The following is a 15302-nucleotide window of genomic DNA, read 5'->3' on the forward strand; positions in this document are numbered from 1 at the left end:
GGGAAGAACGCAGTGATCGTCCCTATTCATGCATGAGGTATTCCCCGTGAGTCCAGAACGCGAAGAGATGCTTTGCAAACCAAATCTCAACCTTTTTCCGAACGCGACAATCGTGGACGGGAGATATTTCTGGGGGTTCGAATGCCTGGATGGTTGGTATGACCTTCTGAACAACGCTCTTTCGTTGGTTTCTGCTCGGTGCGAGATTGCCCCAGATTGCGAGCCGGTCACGGTCTTGGAGGTGAAGGAAAAATTCGGTGGCTTGAGAATTTACTACCGTGGTGGCGACGACTACGTGTGCGGCGTCTTCAATTTGGCGGAGGTGATGTCGGTGAACATTTGCGCTATCTGTGGCTCACGGGTTGGCAATAGGCGTATGCACTATCACCACCCGCGCTGCGATTTGCATTACGAGTCCTGACCATGAAATTTTCCATGGCGAATCAACCTGGATTGCTTGACGCATTGCGTGATCATCTAGCAACCGACCAAAAGCTTATCGACATCGAAGGCGCTCGTAGCTACGTTTCGTCCCCTCGCCTGATGGATTTCAGCGTACGAAATTTTCCAGCTGAAAAGTTTGCTGCTGTTGGCGACACGTTTTTAGATAAGCGAACAATGTTCGCTGACTCCCCCCAAAAAACCTATGGCATCTTTTTGGGTGATTGGGAGGTGATGAAGCCGCAACTTGATCTGGTGGACGCCTATTCTCACAACGACACCAGCGTCATCAATGTCCAAGTTTGGGCATTCGATCCCTGCGCTCTCGACGAGCACCAGACGAGGCTCGCCGTCGCGCTTTCCTACACGCGATTAGAGTTGTACGCAGAGCCCAGAATCATCGGCGCGCTGAATGACGTTTTGGAAGACGTCGGCTTATTTGTGGATTGTGAGCGCTACTGACTGAATGACTTCCCTCCCCTAGGTTGCCTTCCTTCGATAGAAGGGACATGACCGCTTACGCGAAAGCATCCAGGGCTGCGTGGTGGGTGATAGGATGGGCCAGTGCGATCCTCGACGATACGGGCGGTGCCGCGATGAAAGACATCACGAACAATTCCGATACGCCAGAGGAAGATCAATACGGGTTTGAACGATTGATGAAAATCAAGGCTTTGAGGAATGAGCGCCTGGCGTTGCAGAGAGAGGGATCGCAAGCTGCGTATGAAGCGTTGAGCCCAGAGGAAAAGATTCTCGTCGATGAGAAATTTCGAGAAGCAGCTCTGAAAATTGCAGCGCAATTTGGGAGGAGCCGGCCATTCAGATATGAGGGCGACCAATCGTTATCGGAAAACTCGACACCCGCCGACGCCCACGATCCAAACGACAGCCGCGACTAGCCACTTTATCAGGGTTTCAAGGCTTATTCGTGCAAAGTTTGAGGCGTGCTGTAACGCGGTGCTGGATCAAACTGCCTAAGGATAGCCAGGCACCTGTAGTCATGAGCGTTGCACGAACCGGACGCGTCCGACGTCCGTCAACGAATCGCCAGCCGTGTTCACTGCGGAGGTGATCGCATCTGTAGATACACCGAATTTTTCGCCCCTTACTTGAGTTCATTGCGGTCTTGAACGTTAACTCTGAAGTAGAAAGATCATACGTACAAAGGAGAAGGCCCATGATCACTGGCTCCAAACTCGACGCCCTCAGACGATCTGTGGTCGTAAACATAAATGGCGACTTACTCGACAAGGCCAGGGCGTTGGATATCAATCTCTCCGAGACTTTGGAGCAGACCTTGATTGAAATTTTTGGGCAAAATCGGCGGAAACAATGGCAGGAAGAGAATCGCCAGGCGATGAATGCCTACACCGACCATGTCGGAATCCACGGGGTTTTCAGCGACGGCCTTCGGGACTTTTGAACTTGAGTATGTGATGTAAGGCGAACCTAATTGCTGAGCTTGGTACGCGGGTAGTGGCGCCCTTTAAAAAGCCACGGCCAAACGGGGAGGTTCTAGGGGGGAGTGGGACAGATCCATGTTCTGCCTGGTGCTATGGCTATAGGACGATCCTTCCGCACGTTAGTTACTCGAAGCGATGAAGCGCACGCCACCTATTAACGCTATGCGCTCCACCATCTGAAAACCCAAGCGAGCAGCTCACAGCATGGGTATCCATCATTGCAAAAAAATTATTACTTGAGCCAAGACTCAACGGTCGCAGCGCCGTGCTTTGCCTTCCACTCTTTCAAGACCTTATGGTTACCGCCCTTCGTTTCCACGGTCTCGCCGTTGTGAGGGTTGGTGTAAACCTTCACTTGACGTGCTCTACGGGAAACACTCTTAGATTCAGTAGCTACCCCGGTACGGCCACGCTTAGGATCCAGGAGGTTGACCACGTCTCTTAGGCTGTAGCTGTAATCTGCGAGCAACGCTCTGAGCTTGGTTTCAAACTCGATTTCTTTTTTCAGGCCTGCATCGCCTTTCAGGGCTTCAAGCGCCTGCAACTGCTCTGCTAAATGTTTTTCCAGCTGACGAAATTCGGCAAGTTTAGACATCGATCGCTCCTAAGGTTGAGAGGGAATTGGCAACCAGAACCAATTGTAAAATGAAAGAGTCTGCTCCAATCACATATTTCGCATCAAATAGAATTTAGCAGATCTTAATGGTCTTACATACTGGAAAACTATAACAAATAGCCTGCGAACATCTGCTTTTACGTACACTGCACTGTGAGTAGCGATGCCGAAGAGCACTGCGGAGCGTGAAGTACTGCCTGGGATTAGCGTTACAAAAATACTTCAGGCACCGGTAAAAAATCGAAAGCTATTCACCGTCTGCCGGACAAACTCCAACTCGATTTCGTCCGCCTCTCTTCGCCAGATACAGTCCTTTGTCTGCCAAGTCGATCAGCATTTTGCAATCCTCGGTCCGCTCGGGTGACATGGTCGCAATCCCGATACTCACTGTTATTACAGATGTCGGCTCAGGCGAATTGTGCGGGATTTTCAATGCCTCTACTTTTTTTCGAAGATTTTCCGCAATCGTCATGGCATCGACTGATGACGTAGCAGGCAAGATCACTGCGAATTCCTCTCCGCCATATCGCGCCGGCAAAAAGGATTCTCCTTCCACCGCATCGCGCATTGCACCAGCAACTTTTTTTAAGGTGTCGTCGCCCGCTAAATGCCCAAAGCTATCGTTGAAGCGCTTGAAGAAATCTACATCGACCATCAGCAACGAGATCTCTAAGCCTGCTCTGCTAGCGGTTTGCCATTCAGCTTGTAAAAACTCATCGAAATGTCTTCGGTTTGCTATTTCAGTCAGCCCATCAGAATTGACGAGGCGCTTCAATTCGCCCATTGCTCGCTGCAACGTCAGATTGGTATCGAGCAGCTGCTGCTGGCTCGTTCTCAAAGCGCGATATGTGTGATCCAAGCGTCTGGCAGTAACGAAGGAGCGTGAGTGGTAGCGAATCCGAGCTATTAACTCGATGGGATCGGGCAGTTTAACCAAATAGTCATCAGCACCCGCTTCAAAGGCCCGACTTTTCACGCTCGGATCTTCCTTAACTGACAGCGCGATTATCGGTATCCCTCGGGTAGGGACGTTTTTTCGATACTCCTGGATAAGCGAAAGCCCATCCAATCCTGGCATGACCATATCTTGGAGAATCACAGTGGGCTTCACCCTCACAGCCTCAATTACAGCCTGGGTCGAATCCGTGCAGTAGTGAAATTTAAGATCAATTTCACTGGCCAGTTGGCGCCGTACAGCCTCTACAATCATCGGTTGGTCATCGACTATCAAAACTATGACGGTCTCGTCTGAGGCTTCGTAAAACTCCTGAAGCTTTAAGTCGTTCATGCCCCGCCCCATAGCCAACCAAAGGAAAATAAGCCGGGATTCTTTGCTCAACTGTTACAAATCCAGATGCAAAAATAATAGAAAGCGAGCACCTATCATTGTTCCGATTTTTGAACTGCAAAGACTCCGCATCTGAAACTATGGCACCTGTACGAATCGACTAACCGCACAAGGGATCCTGCCAAGCCTCAATGAGATGCATTCGATAAGGCAAAATTTAGACGTGGATGGGATTGCGCACAAGGGAATTACTAGATTGATTCGATCGAAACCAGCTCAAAATACTTAAATTTTTTCTTCTTCGCTTCTGTCTTTGCTTCCTGTTCGGCGATGAGACTACTCAGAGTGCTCGCATCGTAAACGAACGTGTCTGCTTTACCTTCGAACTCCGTCGTAACGCGCAAAGTCACCCTCAGCTTTGGCGACCTAGAGGTGGCAACCTTCCGAGCCTTTGATACGTGTTGCGAGTCCGCTGTGATGCGTGAGTCCTGAACTTCTGGACTTGACTCATTGTTGCCCAAGCCAAAAAGCGCTTGGCGCATTTCTGCCTCGGTAAGATTTTCTTTCATTGAGGTGCCTCGTTGCACTTACGTTGGTTGACCAGATTTTCAAAAATTTGGCATCCAAGCCTGGGTAGGGAATTACCACCAGCCCTACCATTCAGGGCTAGGTAACAAATCACTGAGGGCCTATTCCCAGTTAATCAGTCCACTATGGACAGCTTGAAAAGAAACAGGGATTTCCCGCTGCCAATCTAATGAGACAACAGCCCCCTCAAGAAATTGAGCAGTTATTTCTTTTCGATCAGCCGGTCACGGATGCCAGCTACAGCAGCTTGGATCTCCATGATCTTCTCAGTGCTCAATCCAACGGCATCCTGAATGCAGTTCGGTACTTTAAGGGCCTCTGCCTTGAGTGCCCATCCCGCCTCCGTCAGCTTTACGCGCACCTGACGCTCATCCTGCGGGTCTCGATTGCGAGTAATCAAACCCGCGCTTTCGAGGCGCTTTACCAATGGAGTGAGCGTACTTGATTCCAGAAACAGCTTGTTCCCTAGATCCTTGATGATCTGATCATCCTCGGCCCAAAGCGTCACCATCAACAGATATTGCGGGTACGTCAGGCCGAGCGACTCCAGCATCGGACGGTAGTACTGCGTGAGTGCATGACCAGCCGAATAAATCGAGAAGCATAAAAAATCATTCAGCGGCGCGAAGTCGCTTTTGCCTTCTTCTGACACCTGAGTCCCTCCTTTAGTCTGAGATACCACGTTATTACGTGCACGATTCAATCGCAAGCAATTGACAAAGAATTTTTCCTGCCGCACGATTGCTACCAAGGCGATTCAATCGCACACAAAGTATTTTCAAACCAACAGTTTTTCCCGACAGGTAGACATCCGCATGAAAAAGATTTTCTCTGGTTTAGCACTCGCCACCGCACTCCTCGCAGGCGGTATTGCCCACGCAGCTGACGCAAAGCCAACCATAGTACTGGTTCACGGTGCTTTCGCTGATTCAAGCAGCTGGAATGGCGTTATCAAGATTCTGGAAAAGGATGGCTACCCAGTCATCGCAGCCTCCAACCCATTGCGCAGCCTCAAAGGTGACGCTCAATCCGTTGCGGAATTGCTGGCATCCATCAAAACCCCTGTTGTTTTGGTCGGCCACTCCTACGGCGGCCCCGTCATCTCCGAAGCCGCTTACGGCCAATCCAACGTCAAATCGTTGGTTTACGTAGCAGGTGTGGCACCTGAAGCGGGCGAATCAACGGCGGATCTGTCCGGTAAATTTCCCGGTGGAACCTTAGGCCCAACCCTTGCGCCACCTGTTGAGTTGGCTGACGGTAATAAAGATCTCTATATCCAGCAGGACAAGTTCCATGCTCAGTTCGCCGCAGATGTTCCAGCTGCCGAAGCTAAGCTGATGGCCGCGACTCAGCGCCCTGTGACCGCAGAAGCACTCCACGAGAAGTCGACTGAGCCAGCCTGGAAAACCGTTCCGTCCTATTTCGTTTATGGCGACCTGGACAAAAACATCCCGGCTCAAGCCCAGGTGTTCATGGCTGAACGTGCACACGCCAAAGAAGTTGTGAAGGTCAAAGGTGGTTCGCACGTCGTGATGATTTCCAATCCGAAAATCGTCGCCAACTTGATTGAAAAAGCAGCAAAATGAAATTTCGGGCAGTTGCCAAGAGGCTAATTCGATTGGTAACTGACCGATCCACTAAACGTTCATTTGCTGAAAGCACACCCCAGCAACTCTCTGACCAAGGGTTTGATTCACTTCGTAATCAGAATGCTGAGTGGTGCAAGCTACAGGGACTCCGCGGAGAACTCACATCGTTTTGTGATGAGCAGGAAACGGAGTCTCAGTTTCGATCAGCCCAGCTTCACAAGTTTTTCACATTATCTAACCTACGTTGACTTCGCTCCTTTCTAATTCTGATTTTTTTGCCCGCGCTTAGACGCGGGCTTTTCTTTGTCTGCGTGATAGATAGGTGGCTCTCGTTACCTGTCCCAAGGTACCCGTCGACCAAAAAATTGGTGGATGGTCCAAGGCACATTGAGGGCATCTCCTCACTCTATGGGCCAAGAAAGCGCTTTACTAAATATTTGGTTACAAATAGTGGCGCTTTGCCCGTTATCAAGCGATCATCCGCGCACATAAAAAGAATGGATTCGAAAAAATGAACTGGGAAGTTACGGTTTCCGTGGACAGCGCGATTTATCCACTGAGCGTTGTTCAGCGCGTTTCCTATGCTGTCGCACCTACCTTAACGATTCAGGTTCGGCAGACAGACAATCAGATTCATCTCGATGCCGTTCCCACGATGCTCATCGGCGGAGCTGGTGCAGTCATATCCAAGCAAGAAGGGCGCGAGCTAATTCTCCGCAATCTGAACGATTTCGCGTTGCGCGAGCGCATTCAGATTGAAACCTCTGGGCTGAGGGAAATACTTGCAAATGCCGCCCTACGTGGAGCTGGCGTGTGAACGATATGCTCATAGCCAAAGAGGCCAGCTATCGACTGCTCCCGTTCCGATTTTTGCGGATCGATGAGCACCATAGCGAGAGTATTTTGCTAACAGCTGACACAGGCGAGTATCTTTTCGTTTCTGAAAAACAGTTGAAGGATCTCGCCTACAAGGCCGTGGATACAAGCTCTGCTCACTACAAAGACCTACTTGCCCGCCACTTTGTCTTTGAGCCGAATGTGCACGACCCATTTCCAGAAATGGCGGCGCAATTTAGTAGTCGTAAAAGCTTTGTCCTCAAAGGACCTGCGCTACACATTTTCGTTGTCACTCTACGCTGCAATCACACCTGCGCTTACTGCCAAGTCTCCCGGGCGCCACTCAGTGGTTCGGGTCATGACATGTCAGCCGAGCATGCTGAGCTGGCAGTGGATCGAATGTTTGAGGCTCCCTCCCCCGTACTCACCGTCGAGTTTCAAGGTGGCGAACCTCTGTTAGCGTTTGACCGCATCCGACAAATTGTTGGGTTGGTCGAAGCCCGTAACGCAGTGGAGCAACGCAGCATCCAGTACGTCATCACGACGACTCTCCATCACCTGAATGTCGAGATCCTGGATTTCGCCAAGCAACACAACATTCAATTTTCCACTTCACTGGACGGTCCAGAGTTTCTGCACAACGCCAACCGGCCAACACCGACCAGAGATGCCTACAAGCGAACGATTGAAGGCATCGAACAAGTAAGGGCATGGCTGGGTCACGATGCAGTTTCGGCACTGACAACCATCACCTCCAAGAGCTTGGAGCACCCTCACGCGATAATTGACGAGTACGTGGCCCAAGGATTCACCAACATCTCTCTGCGCCCCTTGAGCCCGTATGGATTCGCGAAGAAATCCGCGAAGCGTCTGGACTATTCGATGGATGAGTTCATCGGTTTTTACTTGGAGGCTTTGTCGTATCTGATGAATCTGAATGCTCAAGGGACGTTCATCTCAGAAGGTTACGCATCACTCCTGCTGACGAACATTTTGACTCCGTTTGCATCCGGCTATGTAGATCTGCGCTCCCCCCTGGGCGCAGGACTGGGAACTCTCGTTTACAACTACGACGGCGATGTCTACCCCTCAGATGAATCCCGCATGCTTCTCGAAATGGGTGAGGACGGATTGAAGCTCGGCAGGGTGCACCAACCTCTGAAGGAGCTGCTCCAATCGCCAGTGATTGATATGTTGCTGTCCGCAGGTGTGGCAGAAGCGTTACCAGGATGTTCTGACTGTGCGCTAGTCCCCTATTGCGGAGCAGACCCCATTGAGCATTTTGCCCGCCAAGCGGATCCGATCGGACACCGCGCATTCAGCAGCTTCTGTCAGAAAAACACTGCATTGCTCACGCACCTTTTTCGCTTGCTGCGTGATGGGGACAGCGAGACTCAAAAAACCCTTTTGTCCTGGCTAACGCGTAGATCTTTGAGCGCCCTTCCCTCACCTGGTTATAGGGGCTAAAGATGCTACGACTCGACACGCAATTTGAGATTCTCAATCTCACGGCACCCAAGCTATTCAAAGTCATCACTCCAGAAGAATTCATTTCCCAAGGTGTGGCCGTGTGCGCAGGTGAAGCTTCTTTTGATGACTTAATGCTATGGCTCGACCAATCCTCCACCGCCAATCTGTACCAATGGCTCTCAGTTCCTGTTGGTGGTTTTTTGGTATCAGGCCACCCGCATCCAGTAGGTCCCATAAGCGCAGCTTTGTTGACCAATCCCAAAGATCCATTGGTCGTGCAGCCTGGAGATGTCATCGCGGTTAGACCTGGAACGAGCGTCGTACGTGTTCTCTATCGCAGGGGTGCCAATAGCAATCTGTTGTTCATGACTGATCGATGCAACAGCCTATGTCTGATGTGCTCTCAGCCCCCAAAGGACATCGATGACAGGTGGCACATCGAGGAGAACCTGAAGCTAATTGACTTGGTCGACCCGGGGGCCGAACAACTGGGTATAAGTGGCGGAGAGCCCACGCTGTACCGGTCGGGCTTGCTCGCCATCATTGAGCACGCCAAACGGGTACTGCCTGAAAAATCCTTGCACATTTTAAGCAACGGTCGGTTGCTGAGTGATCCCACGTGGATCGATGACCTTCGACAAGTAAGTCACCCAAGTCTCAGTTGGGGCGTTCCTCTGTACGCCGACAATGCAGAGGACCACGACAACGTCGTCCAAGCCCCAGGCGCATTCAGCGAAACAATAGTCGGCCTCTACAACCTCCAACGCGCGGGGCAAAAGATAGAAATCCGCATGGTACTGAGCAGGCTGACGACGCCTCGGCTTCCCGAGTGGGCGCATTTCGTTTTTCGTAATTTGCCTTTCGTGCACCACGTTGCGCTCATGGGTATTGAGAACACGGGGCTCGCTAAGAAAAATTACGATCAGCTCTGGATAGACCCGGCGGACTACCAGGAAAAGCTCAGCCGGGCAGCTTTTTTCCTCGACATCCGCGGCATCGCTGTTTCGATTTACAACCTGCCTCTATGCGTACTCGATCCGATGCTAGAGCGCTTCTACCGGCAGAGTATTTCAGACTGGAAAAACCTGTTTATCGATGCCTGCCAAACGTGCTCGGCTACTCACGCATGTGCGGGCTTCTTCAAATCACATTCATCTCGCTGGCAAAGCCGGAGCATCCATCCGCTAACCATCGAAGATCTTCAAAATATGCAGGGAGCACAGTATGAAACTGCTTGATCGTTGGAAGCTTCTGATCGGCCAATCTATGGCCTTGATCCCCGTTATCGGTAGCCCTATGGCAGATGCCAGCACGACTCAATTGGCATCGGCTGACTGGTTGCCGAATCCCCACAGTGCTCCGCCTGCATTCAACAACACCCTGAATGCGAAAGACGCGATCAACGTCTACGCAGGACATAGCTCACACAGCTCGCACAGTTCACATAGCTCGCATAGTTCTCACTACAGCAGTTCGGGTGGTTACAGCGCTCCAAGCGCCTACACTGCGCCAACCAGCAATTTTCTTTCGTCGCCTTCAACACCCAGCACTACGACTCACTCCACCGTCAGCACACCGAGCACGACATCTTCCAAGCCTTCTACCAGTACGGCAACGCGATCGAATGTCTACTCAGCCACACCTGCCAAGCCCACAGCAGCGGATCTGTCGATGCTTGTTCGACGTGTTCAATTGGCTTTGATGATCAAAAAATATTACGCGGGGCCGATCGATGGGGTGCTCAATAACAGTGTCCGTGGATCACTCATGGCTTTCCAAACAGATTCGGCGATTGTAAGCAGTGGCAAGATGGATACACCGACGCTAAACGCATTGGGCATTGCCATCCCATAGCTCTAAATCAAGGCGCTATGGTGAGTCAGGAATGGATATCTAAAGATCTTTAGATTTCTGTGCAGGAGTCTGTGAACTCAGCAAGTTCTGTGTACGCTTGCACATAGGCTGCATCGGCGCGATCCAATTCATCCTGTAGCGCTTGGTTTTTTGAAACCCTGATAGCTATCATCTGCCGCGCCAATCGAGCGCGCTTAACTGCGTCAACATACGGTTTCAGGCGCTCGGAATCCATCAGCATATATGAACCGCCCTCAAGGTGAGTGCCCAATCCAAGGTCATTCAGGAGCAGAGCTTACCTTCCTTAAACCTTAATTCCTGGAAGCTGCCGTCAGCCGAAAAGATTCGGACCGACGCTGTTTCTTTAATCAAAATTTCCGCCGACATCCTCACAATATCTTCTTTAGCCTGTGCCTCAAGCTTCGCTCGTTGTGACCCGCTTCTGTAAAGCCCCCAACCGCTGGAGGTTTTCAATATCGAATAGACATTCATGTCACTCGCCTATTCCAAAAAATAAGAGGCACTGTCGACCTTATGATAGGTGTAACGAAGATTTAATCCGGAAATGCATTTAAATACTATCTATTCCCGAGCTGCGATTCTAGCCCCAAACCTAACGCTTTTTGGGCCCTACCCAGTTCATTTTTATGAATAATTCCGCCAAGCAAAATAATAGATAATTTTACAACTATTAGTCTGAACAATAGTCCTCGCAATCAATTCAACATTGCTCTGAGAAAAATTCACACATGACGAAAAATTTAATTCATAAGCCAACTAGTTCTCTATTGGAGCAAAGGATGAATCCAGCTGCGCAGAAGGTGACCATGAAATTGGCCTTGAGCTAGCAGACCCTCATTCCGAAATGTAAGCACTCACCTTAAGTCGATTAGCCGTTTCCGGTGAGGCGTCAGGGTCGATCAGGTGGTTCTGCCGAACGGCGCTTGCATAGGTATAGGGGGTATACCTATGATGACGCTATAAACGTAAGGGGTATCCCATGGGTCATATAGCTTCCAACAAAAACGATCTTCTCAAACGAGTTAAGCGGATCGCTGGACAGATCCAAGCCGTTGAGCGTGCGCTGGAGTCTGATCTTGACTGCGCTAAAACCTTGCATTTGGTAGCAGCCACACGTGGAGCTATCAATGGTTTGATGGAAGAGATCATCGAGGACCACGCCCGGGAGCATGTAGCAAACCCTGCCCTCAGTGAAGAAGAGCGCAACAAAGGTGTCGAGGAGCTTCTCGAAGCTATTCGCCGCTACTCCAAATGAAGTCGATAGGTATCGGGTCATGAGCAGTTCCAGTGTCAGTCACATACACCAACACGTCTTCCTTGGGTCTGCCCACGAAGAAAACGCCAAGCGCACCCTTTGGGTGGTAGCCCTGACAGTGGTGATGATGGTTGGCGAAATCACCGCCGGCTACATAACCGGCTCCATGGCGTTACTTGCCGATGGCTTTCACATGGCTACCCATGCCGGCGCCTTGGGTATAGCTGCTGCGGCTTACGGATACGCAAAGCGCCATGCCACCAGTCAGCGCTATAGCTTTGGCACGGGCAAAGTGGGCGACCTTGGTGGGTTCGCATCGGCGCTCATTTTGGGCATGGTGTCCCTGGGCATCGGCGTAGAGTCCGTAATGCGCCTGTTGCAGCCAACTGAGGTGCAATTCGGCACTGCAACGCTCATCGCGATTGTCGGTTTGATCGTCAACGTTGTCAGCGCCCTGCTGCTTGGCCACGGTCACAATCATGACCACGCGCATGATCACCACGGCAATGACAACAACCTAAAATCCGCTTACGTGCATGTCATCGCGGATGCCCTGACCTCCGTTCTAGCCATCGTGGCCTTACTCGCTGGCCGGTATCTAGGATGGGTATGGCTGGATCCGGTCATTGGCATTGTCGGCGCTATAGTCATCGCGCGCTGGGCATGGCTCCTGATGGGTGCTACTTCGGCAGTGCTGCTGGATCAAACCGATGAGCACGTCGCCGAGGAAATACGGGAGCTAGTTGAAAAGCCTGGCGACGCAACCATCACCGACCTACATGTTTGGAGGGTGGGACCCGAGGCCCATGCGGCGATCGTCAGTGTCATGGGCCAGTCCTCGACCAATGCCGAAAGCATTCGTGAACGCCTCAAGTCTGTTCACGAAGTTAGCCACCTGACGGTCGAATTTCGCCCCGTCTGATGCCCAAAGGAAACCCCATGCCTATAGGCAAACGCGAACTCGGGCGCATCGAACGTCGCGTGGTCAGCACGCTGACTGATGCGTGCGAGACCGCCAAATTTGAAATCCAGGGCTTTACCTGGCTGACCCACACCGCTGACTCGAACGCCTTCGCAGAAACGCTGACGGTGACCTGGGTGTTCGAAACCTTGGCCGACAAAAAACTCGCCCAGGCTAATTCCAAAGCACGGGTGTTCGAGCTGACCACCATCGCCCTGCACGAAGCAAAGCTCGACGTTAAGGCCTCTGATCGAACGATTCGCTTCGACTCCGAGGAAGAATGTCAAAGGAGCCACGGCGGCGATTGGCAAAAGCGCATTGTGCAATCACTTGTGGCGAAGGGTTGTTGAGGATGGCAAAGGAAATCGAGAACCCATGCAATGCGGTCTGCCAGTTGAGCGGTGACCTGTGCGTGAGCTGCGGACGCAGCAAGGAAGACATCAAGAAATGGAAACGCATGAAGCGGCCTGAAAAAATGGCCGCTGTGCAAAGGGCGAATGTGCGCTTGAAAGGGCTGAAAAAAGCAAATGGATAGGCGGATTAGCGTACAGAACTTAAATCTATATTCAGATACGACAGGAAAATTGACAATCGCATCCGAGCAATCGTGACTTTAAAAAATAGCCCTTGCTGGCTTATTTGTTTTCAAAAAAACCACCAAAGCTTACCCGACGCTTCGCTGTCGGGAAGGAACCAGGGGAGTTGCGATGCACACCTTGGTTGGTATCAAGGGGTAGCGAGTCAACCGTAAACCATTATATTAATGGAATAAAAATGCTGTCAAGCGAATTCTATATTGTTGGCACGATTAATGCTTTACCCATGATATCCGCACTCTTTCAAAATTCCTCCGAAGGGCTCTTGCCCTTCAGAATTCCAGTCGATTATCGAACCAGCTTACCCATTCGTGACGGCATCACTTGTCACGTATATCGAGTCTCCTAGAGATCGAACGCGCCTTTGAGGATGGCCTCCAAGCCTTTTGGTTTCCGCCCTAAAAGCTCTTCAAGCGTGCTGCTTGTTTCGTTAAAAGCGCCCTTCTCAATGGCAGAAAACCACCCGGCGACGAAGTCTGAAATTATAGGTGGCCAACCTTCTGCTTCTCTAGCAGCAATGAACGTTTCGGCAGAGATTAAATGATAAGAAATAGCCTTTCCCGTTAGATGCGACAAGGTTTGAGCGATTTCTTGGAAGGACCAAGCCTGCCCGCTGTTCAATAAATAAGCACGATTTTCATGACCCTCTTGGCTGAGCAAGACAGCCCCTGCTTCAGCTAGCTCATCACTGCTTGTCAGTGCAATGCGCCCCTGCCCGGCGGGCGCACTGAAATCTTTATTGGTTGCATCATCGCCAATGAAAGTCGGCAGCTCATCTGCATAAAGCGGATGCCAGACGATTGTGTAGTCCAGACCCGAAAGCTTCAAAAGAGCCTCCGTCGCGATGTCGCTATCGGTAAGGCCTTGGATTGGTGATTGGTCCTGGTCTAAACGCTGGATACTCGTATAGATCACATGACGGACTCCGGCTCTACGCGCGGCATCAATTACGTTTTTATGGAGGCTTAAACGGTCGCTGAACACATCTGCGGAGACCAGATAAATCTTATCCACACCAGTAAAAGCAGCCACAAGAGATTTGTAGTCAGCGTAGTCGCCGTAACGAACCTCAATCCCCATCGAGGTCAGAGATCGTGTCCTGCGAGCATTCCTGGCCAATGCCACGAGACTTGAAGCTGGAACCTTTTGCGCCAACGATCGCAATACCGCACTGCCGAGCCTTCCTGTCGAGCCCGTGACCAGAATTTTCCCCATGCAATTTACCTTTGAACTTTAGTGACCCGAAGAGCCATCACTATGATTACAAAGGCCACACAGAATTAGCCCCCAAAAGGTAGAATCAGCTTCAACCAAAAGTTAGAGATGACTTCAGATATGCTTAGCAATATTGAACTGTTTATACGCGTCGCTGAAGCCGCCAGCTTCTCCGAAGCCGCTAGGCGTATGGGCATCTCTTCCGCGGCAGTCAGTAAAAATATCGCTCGTCTGGAAACGAAGCTGGGCACACGGTTATTCCAGCGCAGCACCCGAAGTCTGACCCTTACAGAAGCAGGTGAAGCGTTTTTCCAAAAGGTCGCTGGAAGCCTCGATACCATTCAGTCAGCCATATCAGAACTCGGTGAGTCACGGGAACTACCTGCTGGTCGATTGCGCGTCAATTTGGCCCCGTCTTTCGCATACGATTACATCCTGCCCCTCCTGAAAACTTTCAAACAGCGTTACCCCAACGTTGTGCCCGATTGGCACCTGGAGATAAGACGCGTTGATTTGATTCGTGATGGTTTCGATGTAGCTATAGGTGGCGGTATTGAACTGTCGCCTGAGGTTGTAGCTAGGGAACTGGCCAAGCTTCATTTAGTCGCCGTCGCATCTCCAGAATGGCTGGAAGGAAAGGTTTCGCCCGTCATGCCAGAAGATTTGCAGGGGCAGGAAGGTATCGTCGCCCGCTCTACGGATACAGGTCGGCTACGCTCGTGGACGCTACGTAATGCTGCGAAAGAGACCTTTGACTTAGACCTCAAAGCTACCGTGATCATGAATGATCCAGAGGCGCTGTGCAGTTGCGCTCGGATGGGCTTAGGTGTCGCCTTGGTGCCTCTCGAACGCGCTTGGCCCTGGTTGCAGCGAGGCGAGCTAATTCGACTGCTACCGGATTGGTACGTGGATTTAGGATCGATCTCCGTGTACTACCCTGCAAGAAAAGCACTACCTGCCAAAACCCGAGTATTCATAGATTTTCTCGTAGAGCATTTCCAAGGAAAAATCAGTGATCAATTCAGCGCTACCAGCGAATTGAACACGTGATCTTCACCCCCTCCCTCCAGCACCTAACTGGTCCCCTATGGCGCAAGCCAGTCTTCTG

The 15302-nt window shown here is 51.1% G+C and carries 21 protein-coding genes; 14 read left to right on the forward strand and 7 right to left on the reverse strand.

All coding sequences use genetic code 11. The annotated features are described in order from the left end of the window. Positions 1-46: 46 nt before the first annotated feature. The 4 genes from KJF94_RS18365 (at position 47) to KJF94_RS18380 (ending at position 1864) form a co-directional block, all read left to right on the forward strand. Entirely contained in the window at positions 47-421 is a 375-nt protein-coding gene (locus KJF94_RS18365; RefSeq protein WP_214377664.1) for a hypothetical protein, read from the forward strand. A gap of 2 nt (positions 422-423) precedes the next feature. Continuing rightward, positions 424-903, forward strand: coding sequence for a hypothetical protein (locus KJF94_RS18370; protein WP_214377665.1), 480 nt, complete (start codon positions 424-426; stop codon positions 901-903). 47 nt (positions 904-950) lie between these two features. Further along, positions 951-1340, forward strand: a complete 390-nt coding sequence (locus KJF94_RS18375) for a hypothetical protein (RefSeq protein ID WP_214377667.1) — start codon at positions 951-953, stop codon at positions 1338-1340. Positions 1341-1618: 278 nt separating this feature from the next. Then, a complete protein-coding gene (locus tag KJF94_RS18380) occupies positions 1619-1864 on the forward strand; it encodes a type II toxin-antitoxin system CcdA family antitoxin (RefSeq protein ID WP_214377669.1) in 246 nt (81 codons plus the stop codon). 272 nt (positions 1865-2136) lie between these two features. Here the strand turns inward: KJF94_RS18380 and KJF94_RS18385 are convergent, their stop codons facing one another. The 4 genes from KJF94_RS18385 to KJF94_RS18400 all read right to left on the reverse strand — a co-directional run bounded on the left by KJF94_RS18385 (position 2137) and on the right by KJF94_RS18400 (position 5048). After that, the gene (locus KJF94_RS18385) at positions 2137-2499 is read right to left on the reverse strand and encodes a histone-like nucleoid-structuring protein, MvaT/MvaU family (protein WP_214377671.1); all 363 of its coding nucleotides are present in this window, start codon (positions 2497-2499) and stop codon (positions 2137-2139) included. A 268-nt stretch (positions 2500-2767) separates the two neighbouring features. Next, positions 2768-3808: a diguanylate cyclase gene (locus tag KJF94_RS18390; protein WP_214377673.1), complete on the reverse strand. Its 1041-nt coding sequence runs from the start codon at positions 3806-3808 to the stop codon at positions 2768-2770. A 251-nt stretch (positions 3809-4059) separates the two neighbouring features. After that, complete coding sequence (locus KJF94_RS18395; RefSeq protein ID WP_214377675.1) at positions 4060-4377, reverse strand: hypothetical protein; 318 nt, start codon at positions 4375-4377, stop codon at positions 4060-4062. 221 nt (positions 4378-4598) lie between these two features. Next, the gene (locus KJF94_RS18400; RefSeq protein ID WP_250548175.1) at positions 4599-5048 is read right to left on the reverse strand and encodes a MarR family winged helix-turn-helix transcriptional regulator; all 450 of its coding nucleotides are present in this window, start codon (positions 5046-5048) and stop codon (positions 4599-4601) included. Between the two features lie 163 nt (positions 5049-5211). Between KJF94_RS18400 and KJF94_RS18405 the strand changes: the two genes are divergently transcribed. The 5 genes from KJF94_RS18405 (at position 5212) to hxsA (ending at position 10146) form a co-directional block, all read left to right on the forward strand. Further along, positions 5212-5982: an alpha/beta fold hydrolase gene (locus KJF94_RS18405; RefSeq protein ID WP_214377677.1), complete on the forward strand. Its 771-nt coding sequence runs from the start codon at positions 5212-5214 to the stop codon at positions 5980-5982. 514 nt (positions 5983-6496) lie between these two features. Then, complete coding sequence (gene hxsD, locus KJF94_RS18410) at positions 6497-6802, forward strand: His-Xaa-Ser system protein HxsD (RefSeq protein WP_214377678.1); 306 nt, start codon at positions 6497-6499, stop codon at positions 6800-6802. A gap of 5 nt (positions 6803-6807) precedes the next feature. Further along, the gene (gene hxsB, locus KJF94_RS18415; protein WP_214384900.1) at positions 6808-8289 is read left to right on the forward strand and encodes a His-Xaa-Ser system radical SAM maturase HxsB; all 1482 of its coding nucleotides are present in this window, start codon (positions 6808-6810) and stop codon (positions 8287-8289) included. Positions 8290-8291: 2 nt separating this feature from the next. Next, positions 8292-9530 (forward strand): His-Xaa-Ser system radical SAM maturase HxsC, encoded by a 1239-nt coding sequence (hxsC, locus tag KJF94_RS18420; RefSeq protein WP_214377680.1) that lies wholly within the window; start codon positions 8292-8294, stop codon positions 9528-9530. Further along, entirely contained in the window at positions 9517-10146 is a 630-nt protein-coding gene (hxsA, locus tag KJF94_RS18425) for a His-Xaa-Ser repeat protein HxsA (RefSeq protein WP_214377682.1), read from the forward strand. Before hxsC ends, hxsA begins: the two co-directional genes overlap by 14 nt. 49 nt (positions 10147-10195) lie before the next feature. Here hxsA and KJF94_RS18430 read toward each other — a convergent pair whose 3' ends face one another. Beyond that, the gene (locus tag KJF94_RS18430; protein WP_214377684.1) at positions 10196-10387 is read right to left on the reverse strand and encodes a hypothetical protein; all 192 of its coding nucleotides are present in this window, start codon (positions 10385-10387) and stop codon (positions 10196-10198) included. Between the two features lie 41 nt (positions 10388-10428). Then, entirely contained in the window at positions 10429-10638 is a 210-nt protein-coding gene (locus KJF94_RS18435; protein ID WP_214377686.1) for a DUF2188 domain-containing protein, read from the reverse strand. Positions 10639-11146: 508 nt separating this feature from the next. Between KJF94_RS18435 and KJF94_RS18440 the strand changes: the two genes are divergently transcribed. Genes KJF94_RS18440 through KJF94_RS18455 form a run of 4 tightly spaced genes read left to right on the forward strand, consistent with a single transcriptional unit; the run spans position 11147 to position 12918 of the window. After that, complete coding sequence (locus KJF94_RS18440) at positions 11147-11422, forward strand: metal/formaldehyde-sensitive transcriptional repressor (RefSeq protein WP_214377688.1); 276 nt, start codon at positions 11147-11149, stop codon at positions 11420-11422. Between the two features lie 19 nt (positions 11423-11441). After that, positions 11442-12344: a CDF family Co(II)/Ni(II) efflux transporter DmeF gene (gene dmeF / locus KJF94_RS18445; RefSeq protein ID WP_214377690.1), complete on the forward strand. Its 903-nt coding sequence runs from the start codon at positions 11442-11444 to the stop codon at positions 12342-12344. Positions 12345-12361: 17 nt separating this feature from the next. After that, on the forward strand, positions 12362-12733 hold the full coding sequence (locus KJF94_RS18450) for a hypothetical protein (RefSeq protein ID WP_214377692.1): 372 nt from the start codon (positions 12362-12364) through the stop codon (positions 12731-12733). Between the two features lie 2 nt (positions 12734-12735). Next, positions 12736-12918, forward strand: a complete 183-nt coding sequence (locus KJF94_RS18455) for a DUF1289 domain-containing protein (RefSeq protein WP_214377694.1) — start codon at positions 12736-12738, stop codon at positions 12916-12918. Between the two features lie 406 nt (positions 12919-13324). Here KJF94_RS18455 and KJF94_RS18460 read toward each other — a convergent pair whose 3' ends face one another. After that, on the reverse strand, positions 13325-14194 hold the full coding sequence (locus KJF94_RS18460) for an SDR family oxidoreductase (protein WP_214377696.1): 870 nt from the start codon (positions 14192-14194) through the stop codon (positions 13325-13327). A 108-nt stretch (positions 14195-14302) separates the two neighbouring features. Between KJF94_RS18460 and KJF94_RS18465 the strand changes: the two genes are divergently transcribed. Beyond that, the gene (locus tag KJF94_RS18465) at positions 14303-15244 is read left to right on the forward strand and encodes a LysR family transcriptional regulator (RefSeq protein WP_214377698.1); all 942 of its coding nucleotides are present in this window, start codon (positions 14303-14305) and stop codon (positions 15242-15244) included. Positions 15245-15302 lie beyond the last annotated feature (58 nt).

The organism is Pseudomonas hormoni (assembly GCF_018502625.1).
GTDB lineage: Bacteria > Pseudomonadota > Gammaproteobacteria > Pseudomonadales > Pseudomonadaceae > Aquipseudomonas > Aquipseudomonas hormoni.